The sequence below is a fragment of the Arthrobacter sp. CAN_A2 genome (genome assembly GCF_015752045.1).
Lineage (GTDB): Bacteria > Actinomycetota > Actinomycetes > Actinomycetales > Micrococcaceae > Arthrobacter_D.
Genome location: NZ_JADOUS010000001.1, coordinates 46,870 through 62,317, shown reverse-complemented (window position 1 = coordinate 62,317; position 15,448 = coordinate 46,870). Strand labels below are relative to the sequence as shown.

The window sequence follows — 15,448 nt, the reverse complement described above, 5'->3', positions numbered from 1 at the left end:
GCTACTGCAGCAGGAAGCGGGCCGGGGCGGTCTCCGTCATGACGCGGGCCACGGTGTCCTGCTGCCGCTTCGACGCCGTCAGCAGGCGCTCGAGTGCCGCGCGGTCGAAACCGGTGTGCCTGGGGCCGGCCGTAGCATCGGGCGGCAAAGCGAGGAGCGTGGACCACAGCGCCTCCTTGCCCCGGAGCAGGGACTGGAGGGCCTCGAGTTCCAGTTGCGCCCCGGCCGTCGCCTTGCGGCGCAGGGGGTTCAGCGGATCGAACTCGGCGACCACGGACGCGACATGCGCGAAGCCCATCTTGATGCGGCTGGGGCGGTGTCCCAGGCCCTTGATCAGCTTCTTCAGGTAGGAACGCTCCTCGCTGATCTCCTTCCGCAACCGGGTGAACTCCACCTCGTGCGGCGTGTTCGCCCAGGAGATCCGGGCCGCGTTGAACAGCCGGACGCCGTTGGTCGCGCCGGCGAGATGGAGGTCCAGGTACGGCAGGAGGGTGTCGGGGTCCAACCGGTTCCCCGGGATGCCGTTCGTGGCGCTCGTCATGGGCGTTCCTTCCATCGGATGATCAGCACCTCACCCTACGGCAGCGTGATCCAGCAGCGGAAGCATGATCGCGACGGCGGTGCCGACGTCCAGGATGGACTCGACCGTGATGCTCCCGCGGTGCGCCTCGAAGGTCTTCTTGGCGATGGAGAGCCCGACGCCGGCGCCGGGCAGCGCATGGTTCGCGTTGGCGGCCCGGTGGAAGGAGTCGAAGAGGCGCGGCACGTCGTCCGCCGGGATCCCGATGCCGGTGTCCCTCACGACGACGACCACGCGTCCGTGGTCCGGTTCGTGGGCCAGCCCGATCGAGACGGTGCCCTGCTCGCGCGTGAACTTGATGGCGTTGGACAGCACGATCTCCAGGGCCGCCGAGAGCTGCCCGCGGTCCCCGGACACCGTCACCGGGTGATCCGGCAGCGTGCATTCGAGGGCGATGCCGCCGGCGGAGGCCTGCTGTGCCGCACGGCCGGCGAGCTCCGAGAGGAGGTGCACGATGTCCACGGGCCCGTGTCCTGGCGCCTCGGACTCCCGGGAGGAGAGCGCGGAGATGTTCTCGATCAGCCGGCTCAGTTTGGCGGTGTTGCGCCCGACGGCCTGCAGCATGGTGCTCGCCTCCGCCGGCAGCTCGCCGCCCACGCCGTCGAGGATCATCTCGAGGTATCCGGCGATCGACGCGAGCGGGGTGCGCAGCTCGTGGTTCACGGTGCCGACGAAGTCCGTCTTGGCCTGGTTGAGCGCCTGCAGCTTCCGGACCGCCTGCTGCTGGCGCGAGATGAGCTGGGCCTGGATCAGTCCGTGGGCGAGGTTCCCGAGGACGTGCTGGGTCAGGGCGCCTGCCACGCCGGCCCAGGCCTGCGGCTGCTCCTCGCTCATGATCCACAGGAGGCCGAACGGTGTATCCCCCTCGCCGAGTGCGGCGACCACGCCGTGGACGGTGCGTCGCCCGGCGTCGCCCTCCCGCAGCCATCCCGGAGCCGGGACGGCGTCGGCGTCGGGCACGGCGCCGGGGCCGGTGCTGAAGGTGGCGGTCGCGCTGTCCTCCCACAGGGTCAGCGCAAGGGGGAGCGCGGCGTCCTGGTGCTCGCGCGCCGGTGCAGCCAGGGGCATCCGCGTGCCCTCGGCGGGGTCGGTCCAGCTGCTGCCGTGGGCGGCCACCCGATCGTCGTCGAAGACCTGCAGGGCCACGTGGTGCGCGCCGAGGGCACGTCCGACGCCGGGGAGGAAGTGGTCGACCATGACGGCGGGGTCGTTCGTGGCCCGGATACGGGCGGAGATGCCCCGCATGTCCTCCCTCATGCGGACAGCGGACGCCCGCCGCGCACCGTTGCGGCGACGTCGGGCGATCACCGCGTGGGCGCGGTGCAGCAGTTCGGCGGGGCGCACGGGATGGAAGACGACGTCGGAGACGTACCGTCCGATAGCCTCCGGTACCTCCCCGGTCCAGCTCGCGGGGAGCAGGAGGATCACGGGCAGGGACGCGAGCGCCGGATGGCGGGTATGGACGCCGGCCAGGGCGTCCGCGTGGCCGAGGGCCGTGGGCAGATCCACCAGCAGGATGTCCGGGGTGGCTTCGAGGACCTCGTCGAGGACGGACGCGCCGGTCGCGACGGTCCTCACACGGTACCCGCCCTCGATGAGCGCCCGGTGCACAGCCGCGCCGTCCGGCGCGGACGCGGAAGCGACGACGGCGAGCGCCCCCACGTCGTTCCCTGCTGCTTCGTCCTGCCCCACGGCGTCCTCTCCGGCCACGACTGCGATTCTCCCAATATAGGGCGGCACAGGAGGTGCCGGGAGTTGTCTCACCCTGCGGACGGATTGTTGCCGCTCGAAGCGCTTTCCTACGCTGGGATCATGACTGACGCACCCCGCAGTATCGACCTCGCCGTCATCCCCGGAGACGGGATCGGGCCCGAAGTGACCGCAGAGGCGGTCAAGGTGCTGCGTGCGGCGGTCGGCCACGACGTCGACCTCGCCCTCACCGAGTATCCGCTCGGCGCCGAGCACTGGCTGGCCACGGGCGAGACGCTGCCGGAGGAGACGCTCGACCGGCTGCGCGGCCATGACGCCATACTCTTCGGGGCGGTGGGCGCAGCTCCGGGCGATACCCGCATCCCGTCGGGGCTGATCGAGCGCGAGCTCCTGCTGAAGCTCCGCTTCTCGCTGGACCACTTCGTCAACTTGCGGCCCTCGCGGCTGTATCCGGGCGTCCCCAGTCCTCTGGCGGAGCCCGGCGTGATCGACTTCGTGGTCGTGCGCGAGGGCACCGAGGGCCCCTACACCGGCAACGGCGGGACGCTGCGCGGAGGGACGCCGCACGAGGTGGCCACCGAGGTGTCGCTCAACACCGCGTACGGCGTCGAGCGTGTGGTGCGGGATGCGTTCCGGCGGGCCGCCGCGCGCCGGAAGAAGCTGACGCTCCTGCACAAGCACAACGTCCTGGTGTACGCGGGCCACCTGTGGAAGCGCACCGTGGAGGCCGTCGCCGCCGATTTCCCGGAGGTGGCCCACGACTACCTGCACGTGGACGCAGCGATGATCTTCCTCGTGACCGATCCGTCCCGGTTCGACGTGATCGTCACCGACAACCTCTTCGGGGACATCGTGACCGATCTCGCGGCCGCGGTGACCGGCGGCATCGGACTCGCTGCGTCGGCGAACCTCAACATGGACCGCACCGCCCCGTCCATGTTCGAACCGGTGCACGGCTCGGCGCCGGACATCGCCGGCCGGCAGCTGGCGGACCCCACGGCCGCGATCCTCTCGGCGGCACTCCTCCTGCAGCACCTCGGCCTCGGCGACCACGCGGCGCGCATCGAGCGGGCTGTCGAGGAGGACATCGCTGCGCGCTCGGGTGCTCGGAGCACCTCCGCCGTCGGCGATGCTATTGCCGCGGCCGTGTCCTAAGGTGGTTACACATCATTAACCCAGTGCCGGAGCACTGATCACCGACGGACGACGGCGGCCGAGCCGCGCGTGCAGTCCGTTCCAGCGCGGAGGAACCATGACAGCCACCGATACCCATTTCGCCCAGCATCTGTCGATGCAACGGGCGTCGGCCGAGGAGCGGGAGGCGGTGCTGGCGAACCCCGGCTTCGGCAATTTCTTCACCGACCACACCGCGATCGTCGACTTCAGCGTCGACCCGTCGGGCGTCGGCGGCTGGCATGACGCACGCGTGGAGCCCTACGGACCGATCGCCCTGGATCCGGCAGCCGCGGTCCTGCACTACGGCCAGGAGATCTTCGAGGGCATGAAGGCCTACCGCCACGCGGACGGCTCCGTGTGGACCTTCCGCGCAGACGCCAACGCGGCGCGCCTGAACCGCTCCGCGATCCGCCTCGCCCTGCCCCAGCTTCCGGAGGAGCTCTTCCTCGAATCCCTGCGCCAGCTCGTCGCGGCCGACCAGGAGTGGATCCCGACCGGCGACGGCGAGAGCCTCTACATCCGTCCCTTCATGATCGCCACGGAGGCGTTCCTCGGCGTCCGGCCGGCCCGTGAGGTGTCCTACCGTGTGATCGCCTCGCCTGCCGGGAACTACTTCGGCGGTGAGGTGAAGCCCGTCGACATCTGGGTGTCCCGCAACTACGCGCGGGCAGGACGCGGTGGCACCGGAGCGGCGAAGGCCGGCGGCAACTACGCCTCCTCGCTCGCGGCCCAGCTCGAAGCCGAGGCGCACGGCTGCAAGCAGGTGCTCTTCCTCGACCAGTTCAACGACAACGCCGTCGAGGAACTCGGTGGCATGAACGTGTTCTTCGTGTTCCGCGACGGGTCGATCGTGACCCCGGCCCTCTCCGGCACCATCCTCGAGGGCGTCACGCGGTCCTCGATCATCCAGCTCGGCCGGGACCGGGGACTGGAGGTCACCGAGCGCAAGATCACGCTGGACGAATGGCGCGACGGCGTTGCCAGCGGTGAGATCACCGAGGTGTTCGCCTGCGGTACGGCCGCCGTCATCACGCCCATCGGGCGGCTGCGCGACGGCGACGAGTTCATCGGCGCCGAGGGAGCCACCGCCGGCGAGGTGACCATGTCCATCCGCAGTCAGCTGCTCGGTATCCAGACCGGTGTCGTCGAGGACACCCACGGCTGGCTCACGCGCCTGGTCTGACGTCCGCGAGGATACGACGGCGTCCGCTGCGCCCCGCGAGGGATGCGGACGGGCGCCGTGGTCGTTCCCGGGCCCGGGTCGTTCCGTCACCGCTCAGGGGACGTCAGGACGCGGGGGAGTCAGAGTGACGGAGCCGTCTCGGAACCGTCGATGCCCTCGCCCACCCGAAGGTACCGCGTGGTCGCGAGAAGCGCGGAGGCTTCGTCCGCGGGCATCGGGCGGCTGAAGTAGTACCCCTGCCCGCTGGCACACCCCATGGACCTCAGCTGATCGGCCTGTTCCCGGGTCTCGATGCCTTCGAAGACGGCCTCAAGGCCGGCTGCGCGGATGAGCTGCAGGATGGCTGCGACGAACTCGAGCTGACCGGGCCTCGTGTTGAGCTCGACGAGGAGCGAACGGTCCACCTTGACCATGCTGACCGGCAGTTCCCGCAGATAGCTGATGGAGGAATAGCCGGTCCCGAAGTCGTCGATCTCGATCCCGACGCCGAGCTGCTGCAGGCTCAGCAGCGAGTACATCTCGACCTCCCCGCGTGTCACGATCGCCGTCTCGGTGATCTCCACGACGAGGCTGTGCGCCGGGACCCCGAGCTCACGGAGCAGGCCCCGGATGTGGTCGACGAGGTCGAGCTGCTTGAGTTCGACGGCGGAGAGGTTCACCCGCAACTGGAAGTCCTCGTCGAGCGGGAAGTCCCTGCGCCAGGCAGCGAGCTGCTGCAGCGACGCGGACATCACCCAGCGGTCCAGGTCGTGGATGACGCCGATCTCCTCGGCGAGCGGGATGAAGGTGTCCGGCGGGATCAGCCCGCGGAGGGGGTGCTGCCAGCGCACCAGGACCTCGACGCCGAGGATCCGGTTGGTGGCGAGCTCGACGACGGGCTGATAGTGCAGGACGAGCTGGTTGGAACTGATCGCGTCCCGGAGTTCGGTGGCCATCTGGCTGCGGAGCTGCCGCGAGTACAGCATCACGGGTTCGAAGACCTTGATGATGCTGCGGCCCTCCCGTTTGGCCGCATACATGGCGGTGTCGGCGTCCAGGAGGAGTTCGTCCGCCGTCTGGCCGGCAGCGCCGAGGCGCACGCCGATGCTCGCACGCGAGTGGACGTACAGGGAGTCGAGGCGGATCTGCTCGGCGAGCGCGTCGAGCGCCCGGCGGGCTACCTGCATGGCGATCTCCATGGTGGCGCCGGGAAGCAGGATGGCGAACTCGTCTCCGCCGAGCCGCGCCACCAGGTCACTCTCGCGGACCACGCCGAGGAGGCGGGTCGCGACTTCCCGGAGGACGCGGTCGCCCGCATCGTGCCCGAAGCGGTCATTGACGTTCTTGAAGCTGTCGAGGTCGAGGAGCAGGAGGGCCGGCGGCTCGGCGTCGTGAGCGGCCGCCTGGCTGAGCGCCTCTTCGATGCCGTCCATGAGGGCGACGCGATTGGCGAGACCGGTCAGGGCATCGGACATCGCCATCTTCATCATGTCGAGGTGTGCCTGCCGCAGCATGGCCGTCCGGCTCTCGACGCGTTTCTCGAACTGCTCGTAGACCTGTTCCAGTTCCTCGGCCAGCAGGTTCACGCCCGTGATCACGGCGTCCACCTCGTCCCGGGCACTCGACGGCTCGATACGGCTACTCAGTTCTCCACGCGACAGCCGGACGATGCTCTCGACGAGCATCGCGAGGCGGGGGTCCTTCTGGTCAGCGCTCATCGATCCCAGAGTACATTCCGACAGGCGCCTCACACGGTGAGGCGCCTGTCGGGGCGGCGCGTTGTGGGCGTCCGGGATGCGTTGCGCCGGTCGCGGCGGTCCACGCCCTGACGTCGGCGCCATGGTCCGGGGACGAAGGAACCCCGGTCGGGATGGGAGTAATGGGGGAAAACGCCCGACCCGGCCGGGGTCTGTTTATCAGTCTACGCCTGCGACGCAGAAGATCATGCATACGCATAGGAACTTAATTCACCTTGACAGCGTGCACTGAAGTTGCCTGCCCCGGGTTCAGCGTTTGATGGACTCGATCAGCGCTCGGGCGGAAGAAGCCCTGTCTTCTGCGCCTGACTGAAGGAACAGGCCTTCGCTGGCCTCCAGACTGGACACAGCCTCCTCATTGCGACTTCTCCCGGACAGGGCTTGTCCAAGAAACAGGTGGGCCTCCGCGGCAGTGTGGGACGCAAGGAGGTGTTTGAGGTCGAGGACGCCCCTCAACTGGTCGATAGCCGCGTCGAACTGGCCGGTCAGGACCAGCCATTGGCCCCGCGTGAGGCTGAGTTCGAGCCTGTCCCTCTCGGTCCCGCCGACAATTGAGCTTGCAAGCTCCGCCCGTTCGATGCACTCGAGGGTCTCGGGTTCTACGACTCCGGCGGTCAAACGCAAGGATGCTGAGGCTCGATTGAATCGTGCCCAAAGATCCAGGTCATTAGTAGGGGAGAGGTTCTTGGCCGCTAGCTGGTGATAGGCCACGCCCTCGGTGATGTGCTTGAGAAGGAACGCCACGTTGCCTATGGCCCAGTAACCCAACCCATTGGTCTGGCTGCCCGGTTCCGTTGACAAAAGCTCCGCGAGCACGAGGCACTCTATCCATGCCTCCTCCAATTTGCCGCTCTCGGCCAAGGCGGCGATGAGCGCGTTCTGCGCCTCTATCCTGATCGCAACTTGATTCGGTTCCGCGGCAGCAGCAGCCTCCAACGCGGAACGAGCAGAAAGCGCAGCCAGCCTTAAGTCTCCGCTGCCCTGAAGGGCGAAGGCTGCAAGCGTCAGCACCCGTGCACGTAGGGCGTCGGACTCCTGAGTAAGGGGGTGCTGTGCGAGCTCGTCGGCGAGTAGTTGCGACTTGCCCATCTCACCCTGTTTCCGCAGACATTCAGCGACCAAGAAAGTGGCATTCCAGTAGTCCGCGGCGTCGTTGCTGGCGACTGCCGATGCGGCCAGCGCCTCGGCGAGACTCTGCGCTCCTTGATAGTCCCGGTGATTCCAAGCGTCCCGCGCTTGGAGTTCGAGCATCAATCGCTGTGCCCGCGGCTCCTGCAATGTCATCGATTCTCACGCTCTCGATCTACTAGACGGCTCAGTTCATTATCTGGGTTTGCGCACCGCTGAGCCATGAGTGCAGAGAAAAATAAAAGAAAACGGAGGAGGCTGTTACTAAAGTGGCTGGTGTGGCTTACGATATTTATTGAGCCGCCCATGATATAAGAGCGGTACTCCATCACCACTGTCCATCACGTCCAAAGGACCAACACAATGAAGCGCATCACTTCCGCACTCCTCCTCGCAACGCTCCTCGTCACTGGAGGAGCTGCTGCGGCCAATGCTGCTCCGGCCAAAGCAAGCACGGGATCGTCCGTCTCCATCCTCGACCGCGTGGGCAACTGGCCCTACTGAGCCACTCGGCCGCTCGAAGCGGCTTGTCAGAAACACGGACACTCTGGTCGTTGAGGAGGTCCGATACCGCGGGCACCCTCTCTCTGGGGAGGGAGTGCCCGCGGTATCTCGTTGTGCCCCCACGTCACGCAACCGCCTGCCTTGACATCCGGACCCGAGGGCCCGCGTTAGGCTTGGCGGCATGCGAATCGCACGCTTTGTCGTAAACGATGACCCAATGTTCGGCGTTGTGGAAGGGACCGAGGGCAGCGAGGAAGTCGCCGTCATCCAGGGCGACCCTTTCTACGCCGGGATCCAGCTGACCGGCGTCCGCCACGCCCTGGAGGATGTCCGCCTCCTGGCGCCCGTCATCCCCCGCAGCAAGGTGGTGGGCGTAGGCCGGAACTACGCGGACCACATCCAGGAGATGGGGAGTGAGACACCGGCAGCGCCGCTCATGTTCCTCAAACCCAACACCTCGGTGATCGGTCCCGGGGACCCGATCATGCTGCCGTCCTTCTCGGACCAGATCTCCTACGAAGCCGAACTGGCCGTCGTGATCGGCCGCATCTGCAAGGACGTCCCGCTCGAGCGCGTGGACGACGTCGTCTTCGGCTACACCTGCGCCAACGACCTGACGGCGCGCGACGTCCAGAAGACCGACGACCAGTGGGCGCGCGCCAAGGGCTTCGACACGTCCTGCCCCATCGGCCCCTGGATCGAGACGGACCTCGACCCTGAGAACCTGACGGTCCGGGGGAGCCTCGACGGCGAACTCCGCCAGGACGGCTCCACGAGCGACATGATCTGGGGAGTGCGTGAGCTCGTGGCCTACGTCTCGCAGGCCTTCACCCTGCTGCCCGGGGACATCATCCTCACGGGTACGCCGGCCGGGGTCGGCATGATCACCGACGGCCAGCGGTACGACGTCGACATCGAGGGCATCGGGCGCCTGTCCAACCCGGCCCGCCGCTGACGCCCGTCCGCCGTCGGGCCCCGCGCGGGGCCCGACGGCGCTCGAATGACCCTGCTGGTCCCACCTAGACTGGGATCATCATGACTACTGCCGCAAAGTTCCCCACCGTCTCCGATGCCACGCCCGTCCGGGTCCGATTCTGCCCGTCGCCGACGGGAACCCCCCACGTCGGGCTGATCAGGACCGCGCTCTTCAACTGGGCGTATGCCCGGCACACCGGCGGCAAGCTCATCTTCCGCATCGAGGACACCGACGCCGCCCGCGACAGCGAGGAGAGCTACCAGCAGCTCCTGGAGGCCATGACCTGGCTGGGCATCGACTGGGACGAGGGCGTCGAGGTGGGCGGACCGCACGCGCCCTACCGTCAGTCGGAGCGCGGTGAACTGTACCGGGACGTCATCGAACGCCTCGTCGAGGCGGGCCACCTCTACGAGTCCTTCTCGACGCCGGACGAGGTGGAGGAGCGACACCGTGCTGCCGGGCGCGACGTGAAGCTCGGCTACGACAATCACGACCGCACGCTGACCGACGACCAGAAGGACGCCTTCCGGTCCGCCGGACGCCCCCCGGTCCTGCGCCTGCGGATGCCCGACGAGGACATCACCTTCACGGACCTCGTGCGCGGGGACATCACGTTCCGCGCCGGAAGTGTCCCCGACTTCGCCGTCGTCCGGGCCAACGGCGCGCCCCTCTACACACTGGTGAACCCGGTCGACGACGCCCTGATGAACATCACGCACGTCCTGCGCGGCGAGGACCTGCTTTCCTCCACACCCCGCCAGGTCGCGCTGTACCGGGCCCTGATCGACATCGGGGTCGCCCAGCACATGCCGCTGTTCGGTCACCTGCCCTACGTCATGGGCCAGGGCAACAAGAAGCTGTCCAAGCGGGATCCCGAATCCAACCTGTTCCTGCACCGGGAGCGCGGCTTCATCCGCGAAGGCCTCCTCAATTACCTGTCGCTGCTCGGCTGGAGCCTGTCGGCGGACCAGGACATCTTCTCCGTCGAACAGCTCGTCGAGAAGTTCGACGTGCGCGACGTGCTCGCGAACCCGGCCCGGTTCGATCTCAAGAAGGCCGAGGCGATCAACGGCACGCACGTCCGCCTGCTCGACCCGGCCGAGTTCCGCTCCCGCCTCCTGCCCTACCTCGCAGCCGCCGGCCTCATCGGCGCCGATCCCACCGAGGAGGATCTGCGTATCGTCGCGGAGGCAGCCCCGCTGATCCAGGAACGCATCACCCTGCTCGGCGAAGCCCCCGAGATGCTGGGGTTCCTGTTCAAGGCCGACGACGCAGTGGACATCGCCGACGACGCCCGCAAGGGACTGCCCGAGAACCTCGGCGAGGTGCTCGACGCCACCCTGGCCGCCCTCGAGGGCTGTTCGACGTGGGACGCCGAGTCGCTCCAGGCCGCGCTCCGCGCCGCGCTGGTGGACACGCTCGGGCTGAAGCCGCGGCTCGCCTTCGGCCCCGTGCGAACCGCGATCTCGGGCCGCAAGATCTCCCCGCCGCTGTTCGAGTCGATGGTGATCCTCGGGCGGGAGTCCTCGATCGCCCGCGTCCGGGCGCTGCGCGCGACGGCCGCGTGATGGGGCACCGCCCCGGCGTGGACGGCGTTCTGTTCGACATCGACGACACGCTCGTGGACCTCGAAGGGGCCATGGGGCATACGCTGCAGGCCATCCCGGATCCGTTCCTGAGCCACCTGAGCGACGACGACTGGGCGCGGTACAAGGCGCTGTACACGACGGACCCGCAGCGGCACTACGACCGCTTCCTCGCCGGGGACGTCACCTTCGAGGAGCAGCGGGTGCACCGGGTCCGTCACGCGCGGGCCTCCTTCACCCCGGAGCCGTTCGTGGGGCACATGGCGGAGGCGTGGGTGCGCGCGTACGAGCAGACCCTGCCCCTGCACTTCCGGGCGTACGACGACGTCGAGCCGCTCCTGGACGCACTGGACGCGCGCGGCATCCCGTACGGCGCGGTCAGCAACAACGTGCACGCCTACCAGCGGGCGAAGCTGGACCACGCGGGCCTGCAGCGCGTCGCCACGCTGGTCGGCATCGACACCGTCGGCGTGGCCAAGCCGGAACCGGCGATCTACCACGAGGGCGCCCGGCTGCTCGGAACCGCCCCCGCGCGGACCCTCTACGTCGGGGACAACCGGCTGATCGACGCCGTCGGAGCGCGGTCGGCCGGCCTGGTCGGCGTGTGGCTGGACCGCGCCGGGGAGGGCCGGGAATCAGGCACCGACGGCGGCTCGGCGGCCGACGCCGGGCACGCCCCGGAGGTGCCGCGCATCGTGGGCCTGGCGCCCGTTTTGCAGTTCCTGCCTTCCGTCCGGTAAAGTTGTTTCTCGGCGCGGAGCGGTTACGCGACCGGGGCCCAGCACGATCGGGGCTTCGAAATGTGCCATTGGGGTATGGTGTAATTGGCAACACACTGGTTTCTGGTACCAACATTCTAGGTTCGAGTCCTGGTACCCCAGCGCACTTCGGCCCTCCGGGGCGGGATGGCAAAAGCACGACGCAGCACATAGTAGGATGAAAAGTACTGGCCCCATCGTATAGCGGCCTAGTACGCTGCCCTCTCACGGCGGTAACGCGGGTTCGAATCCCGCTGGGGTCACAGCAGCCCGCAAGGGCCTGGTCCGTCAGGACACCGGGAAGTCCCGGACATCACCACGATGTCCGGGACTTCTCCTTTTCCGGAGGGTGCAAGCACGTCCGGGCGCGGCGTCGGGGGACTGGCATGATGGTTTCATGAGTGCACCTTCCCTGGCCGGCGAAGCCCGCGGGCTCTCCCCGCTGCTGCGCGAAGTGCGCGGGGCGCTGGACAGCCTCGCGTTCCCCCTGGAGCTTCCCGGGTCGGACGAGGCGCGGGAATCGGCCGCGGCCGCACGCGCGCAGCTCAACGACTACATCCTCCCGCGGCTCGCCAGCCTGGACGCTCCGCTCGTCGCCGTCGTCGGCGGGTCCACCGGAGCCGGGAAGTCCACCCTCGTCAATGCCCTCGTGGGGCGCCCCGTCTCCGTCACCGGCGCCGTGCGCCCCACCACCCGGCAGCCGCTGCTGCTCCACCACCCGGACGACGGCGCATGGTTCGACGACGCGCGGATCCTGCCTACGCTCAGCCGGGTCCGCCTCGCGGCCGACGACGGCGGATCCGAGGGCTCACCGGCGGCGGTCCCGAGCGCCGCGCTCCATCAGGCATCGGGGGCGGACACGCTGCTCCTGCGGCCGATCCCGACGCTCCCGCCAGGCCTCGCGCTCCTCGATGCCCCCGACGTCGACTCCATCGCCGACGAGAACCGCAGGCTCGCGGGCCAGCTGCTCGCGGCGGCGGATCTCTGGATCTTCGTGACCACGGCCAACCGCTACGCGGACGCCGTCCCGTGGAGGCTGCTGGCGGAAGCGGGCCGGCGGGACGTCCTCGTGGCCGTCGTGCTGGACCGCGTACCGGCCGGGGTGGAGGAGGAGATCAGGAGCGACCTCCTGACCCTGCTGTCGGCCGAGAACCTCGGCCACGCGCCCATCTTCGTGGTCCCGGAGATGACGCTCGAGCCGGCGCGCATGCTGCCGGCGCACGCCGTCGAGCCGATCACCCGCTGGTTGCAGGCACTGGCGGCCGACGCCGACGGGCGGCGGGACATCGCACGCCGGACGGTGAGCGGTGCGATGCGCGCCCTGGCAGGACGCGTCGACGCCATCGCCGAGGCCGCCGACCAGGAGCAGTCCGTGGCCGACGGGCTGCGCGCAGCGGTCGAGGGCGCCTACGGAGACGCCCTGGCGGACGTCCTCGCCGCCACGGAGGACGGCAAGCTGCTGCGGGGGGAGGTCCTCGCGCGATGGCAGGATTTCGTCGGCACCGGTGAGTTCATGCGCGGCCTCGAGACGAGGATCGGACGGGCGCGCGACCGCATGAGTGCGTTCTTCACGGGACGCCCGGCTCCGGCGGCGACCGTCGCGGAGGCCATCGGCAGCGGCCTGCAGACGGTGATCGTCGAGCAGGCGGCACGCGCGGACGAGACGACGCGCCGACGGTGGCGCGCCGACCACGCGGGCCGGGTGCTGCTCGAGGACGTCCCGGTCTGGGACGCCGCCGGTGTGTCGGCCGAGGTGGCCCGTGAGATCCGGGAGTGGCAGCAGGACATCCTGCTGCTCGTCCAGGCGGAGGGCGCGGACAAGCGCTTCACGGCCCGCATGCTGTCCTTCGGTGTCAACGGCGTCGCCGTGGCACTGATGGTCGTGGTCTTCGCATCGACTGGAGGGCTCACGGGCGGGGAGATCGGCATCGCCGGGGCGTCCGCGGTCGCGGGTCAGAAGCTCCTGGAAGCGGTCTTCGGCGACGACGCCGTCCGCCGCCTTGCCGCCACGGCCCGCAGGAACCTCTACCAGCGCGTCGACGCGCTGTTCCGTCGCGAGCGTGAAGCCTACGCCCGGTGCCTCCAGCCCCTGGCGCTGCAGACACCGGCCGAAGCACTGACTGTGCTCGCGAGTCGGCTCCGCACGGCACTGCCGGCCCAGCCCTTCGACGCAGGGGACGACGCATGAGTCGTTCCCGGGAGGACACGACGACGGGGACGGAGACCACATTGGGCGAGGTGCTGGCACACCTCCAGGAGGCCTATGAGCTCGGCGTGGACCGGCTCCCGCAGGAGGAGCTCGAGCGGCTGCACCTGACACTGGAGCGTGCAGGACGGCGCCGGTCGCTGTCGGCGGACCACACGGTGGTGGGCCTGTTCGGACCGACCGGCAGCGGCAAGTCCTCGCTCGTGAACGCGTTGAGCGGCACCGGGGCAGCGCGGGTCGCCGTCCGGCGCCCGACGACGTCGGAACCACTCGCCCTCGTGTGGGGGCGCAGCGGAAGCGACGAGCTGCTCGACTGGCTGGAGGTCCGGCAGCGCGTGGCCCTGCCCGAGGGTGCCCCGCTCGTCGGGGGAGGGACCGTCCGTGGACCGCTCGTGCTCGAGGCGGTATCGCCCGGGGGAGTCCGAACCGACGCCTCGCTCGACGGGCGTGGGGGCTCCGGCGGAGGCGAGCTCCACCGCGGTGACGACAGGCAGGTCTCTGTCACCGGGTCCGTGGAGGCCGACGACGACAGCACAGCGGGAACGCCCGACGCCGGCGACACGGGGGTGCGCCGCGGGTTCTTCCGCCGGCGCCGACGGGACCGGACGCCGGCGGCACGCGATGAGTCGATCCAGCTGGCGCAGCCCATGGCGCCGGACACCGCCGGGCTGATCCTCCTGGACCTGCCCGACTTCGACTCCACGGCGGAGGCGCACCGGGAGATCGTGGAGCGCCTCGCAGGCCAGGTGGACGTGCTGCTCTGGGTGGTCGATCCCCAGAAGTATGCCGATGCGGCGCTCCACCACGGTTTCCTGCGGAAGCTGGCGACCCACGAGGCGGTGATCCTGGTGGCACTCAACCAGGCCGACCGCCTGGACCCGCAGGACCTCGAGGCCGTGTCGTCCTCCCTCGCCGGTATCCTCGCCGGCGAGGGACTGCCCGGCGTCGACGTCGTCCCGGTGTCCGCTCGGACGGGTCAGGGGGTCGCCGAGCTCGCCGGAGCCATCAGGGAGCTCGCGGAGAGCCGTGCTGCGGCGACGCGCAGGGTTGCGGCGGACGCCGAGCGCGCGGCGGGCGACCTCCGCCCGTTCGTGGCGGAGCGCGCCGCGGCCCCGTCCGCTGCCGCGAGGACGGCCCTGTCCGTGGAACTCGGCCGGGCGGCCGGAGTCCCCGTGGTGGTGGACGCCGTCCGCAGCGCCTATCGGCGGGATGTGCACGCCACCACGGGCTGGCCGGTGACCCGCTGGGTGGCCGGGCTCCGCCCGGATCCGCTGCGCCGGCTGAACCTCCGGCGGCAGGACCTCGCTCCCGAGCTGCGCCGGTCCTCGCTGCCCGTCGGGGACCCGGCGCAGCAGGCGCGGGTGGGTCAGGCCCTGCGGGTGTTCGGGGACGCGGCGGCCGGCGGCCTCGGCGACCCGTGGCGTACCTCCGTCCGGGACGCTGCCCGGAATGCCTCCACCGAGCTCACGGACGCCCTCGACGCGGCCGTCACCGGCACCGACCTCGAAACCGGTCGGAGCAGGTGGTGGGGCATTTTCGGCGTCCTCCAGTGGATCGGCTTCGCGGCCCTCGTCGCGGGACTCGCGTGGCTCGGCCTCCTGGCGGTCCTTGCGTTCCTGCAGCTGCCCGCCCTCGAGGTGCCCCGGGTGGAGGGCTTCCCGCTGCCCACCCTGCTGATCCTCGGCGGCCTGGCGGCCGGCGTCCTGCTCGGGGTCATCGCGGCATTCCTCGCGCGATGGCGAGCCGGACGACGCGCGGCGAGGGTCCGCCGGAATCTGCTGGCCGCCTGCTCACGCGTGGCGGACGACGTCGTCCTGCAGCCCGTCGTCGAGGAGGTGGAGCGCTGCAACGCCTTCAGCGCCGCGGTGCGTGCGGCCTCGCAGGGCGGCTGAGACAGCAGCACCC

The 15,448-nt window shown here is 69.6% G+C and carries 12 protein-coding genes and 2 tRNA genes; 10 read left to right on the top strand and 4 right to left on the bottom strand.

Annotation, left to right across the window (positions count from 1 at the left end):
• Position 1 precedes the first annotated feature (1 nt).
• Together IWX63_RS00270 and IWX63_RS00265 are read right to left on the bottom strand one after the other, a co-directional pair.
• Positions 2-541, bottom strand: coding sequence for a hypothetical protein (locus IWX63_RS00270; RefSeq protein ID WP_199276165.1), 540 nt, complete (start codon positions 539-541; stop codon positions 2-4).
• Between the two features lie 30 nt (positions 542-571).
• Complete coding sequence (locus tag IWX63_RS00265) at positions 572-2,290, bottom strand: sensor histidine kinase (protein ID WP_199276164.1); 1,719 nt, start codon at positions 2,288-2,290, stop codon at positions 572-574.
• Between the two features lie 102 nt (positions 2,291-2,392).
• Here IWX63_RS00265 and IWX63_RS00260 point away from each other — a divergent pair, with 102 nt between their 5' ends.
• The gene (locus IWX63_RS00260; RefSeq protein WP_199276163.1) at positions 2,393-3,445 is read left to right on the top strand and encodes a 3-isopropylmalate dehydrogenase; all 1,053 of its coding nucleotides are present in this window, start codon (positions 2,393-2,395) and stop codon (positions 3,443-3,445) included.
• Positions 3,446-3,542: 97 nt separating this feature from the next.
• Positions 3,543-4,649, top strand: coding sequence for a branched-chain amino acid aminotransferase (locus tag IWX63_RS00255; protein ID WP_199276162.1), 1,107 nt, complete (start codon positions 3,543-3,545; stop codon positions 4,647-4,649).
• A 119-nt stretch (positions 4,650-4,768) separates the two neighbouring features.
• Here IWX63_RS00255 and IWX63_RS00250 read toward each other — a convergent pair whose 3' ends face one another.
• Both IWX63_RS00250 and IWX63_RS00245 read right to left on the bottom strand, forming a co-directional pair.
• On the bottom strand, positions 4,769-6,346 hold the full coding sequence (locus tag IWX63_RS00250) for a putative bifunctional diguanylate cyclase/phosphodiesterase (RefSeq protein ID WP_199276161.1): 1,578 nt from the start codon (positions 6,344-6,346) through the stop codon (positions 4,769-4,771).
• Positions 6,347-6,634: 288 nt separating this feature from the next.
• A complete protein-coding gene (locus IWX63_RS00245) occupies positions 6,635-7,669 on the bottom strand; it encodes a hypothetical protein (RefSeq protein WP_199276160.1) in 1,035 nt (344 codons plus the stop codon).
• A gap of 207 nt (positions 7,670-7,876) precedes the next feature.
• On the opposite strand from IWX63_RS00245, the gene IWX63_RS00240 reads away from it, so the two are divergent.
• The 8 genes from IWX63_RS00240 to IWX63_RS00205 all read left to right on the top strand — a co-directional run bounded on the left by IWX63_RS00240 (position 7,877) and on the right by IWX63_RS00205 (position 15,435).
• Positions 7,877-8,017, top strand: a complete 141-nt coding sequence (locus IWX63_RS00240) for a hypothetical protein (protein WP_199276159.1) — start codon at positions 7,877-7,879, stop codon at positions 8,015-8,017.
• Between the two features lie 181 nt (positions 8,018-8,198).
• A complete protein-coding gene (locus IWX63_RS00235) occupies positions 8,199-8,972 on the top strand; it encodes a fumarylacetoacetate hydrolase family protein (RefSeq protein WP_043445921.1) in 774 nt (257 codons plus the stop codon).
• 80 nt (positions 8,973-9,052) lie between these two features.
• Positions 9,053-10,561: a glutamate--tRNA ligase gene (gene gltX, locus IWX63_RS00230; protein ID WP_199276158.1), complete on the top strand. Its 1,509-nt coding sequence runs from the start codon at positions 9,053-9,055 to the stop codon at positions 10,559-10,561.
• Complete coding sequence (locus IWX63_RS00225; protein ID WP_199276157.1) at positions 10,561-11,319, top strand: HAD family hydrolase; 759 nt, start codon at positions 10,561-10,563, stop codon at positions 11,317-11,319. Before gltX ends, IWX63_RS00225 begins: the two co-directional genes overlap by 1 nt.
• 69 nt (positions 11,320-11,388) lie before the next feature.
• Positions 11,389-11,460, top strand: a tRNA-Gln gene (locus tag IWX63_RS00220).
• 67 nt (positions 11,461-11,527) lie between these two features.
• A tRNA-Glu gene (locus IWX63_RS00215) sits at positions 11,528-11,600 on the top strand.
• 134 nt (positions 11,601-11,734) lie between these two features.
• Entirely contained in the window at positions 11,735-13,525 is a 1,791-nt protein-coding gene (locus IWX63_RS00210; protein WP_199276156.1) for a dynamin family protein, read from the top strand.
• Entirely contained in the window at positions 13,522-15,435 is a 1,914-nt protein-coding gene (locus tag IWX63_RS00205) for a GTPase (protein WP_199276155.1), read from the top strand. Before IWX63_RS00210 ends, IWX63_RS00205 begins: the two co-directional genes overlap by 4 nt.
• The last annotated feature ends 13 nt before the right edge of the window (positions 15,436-15,448 follow it).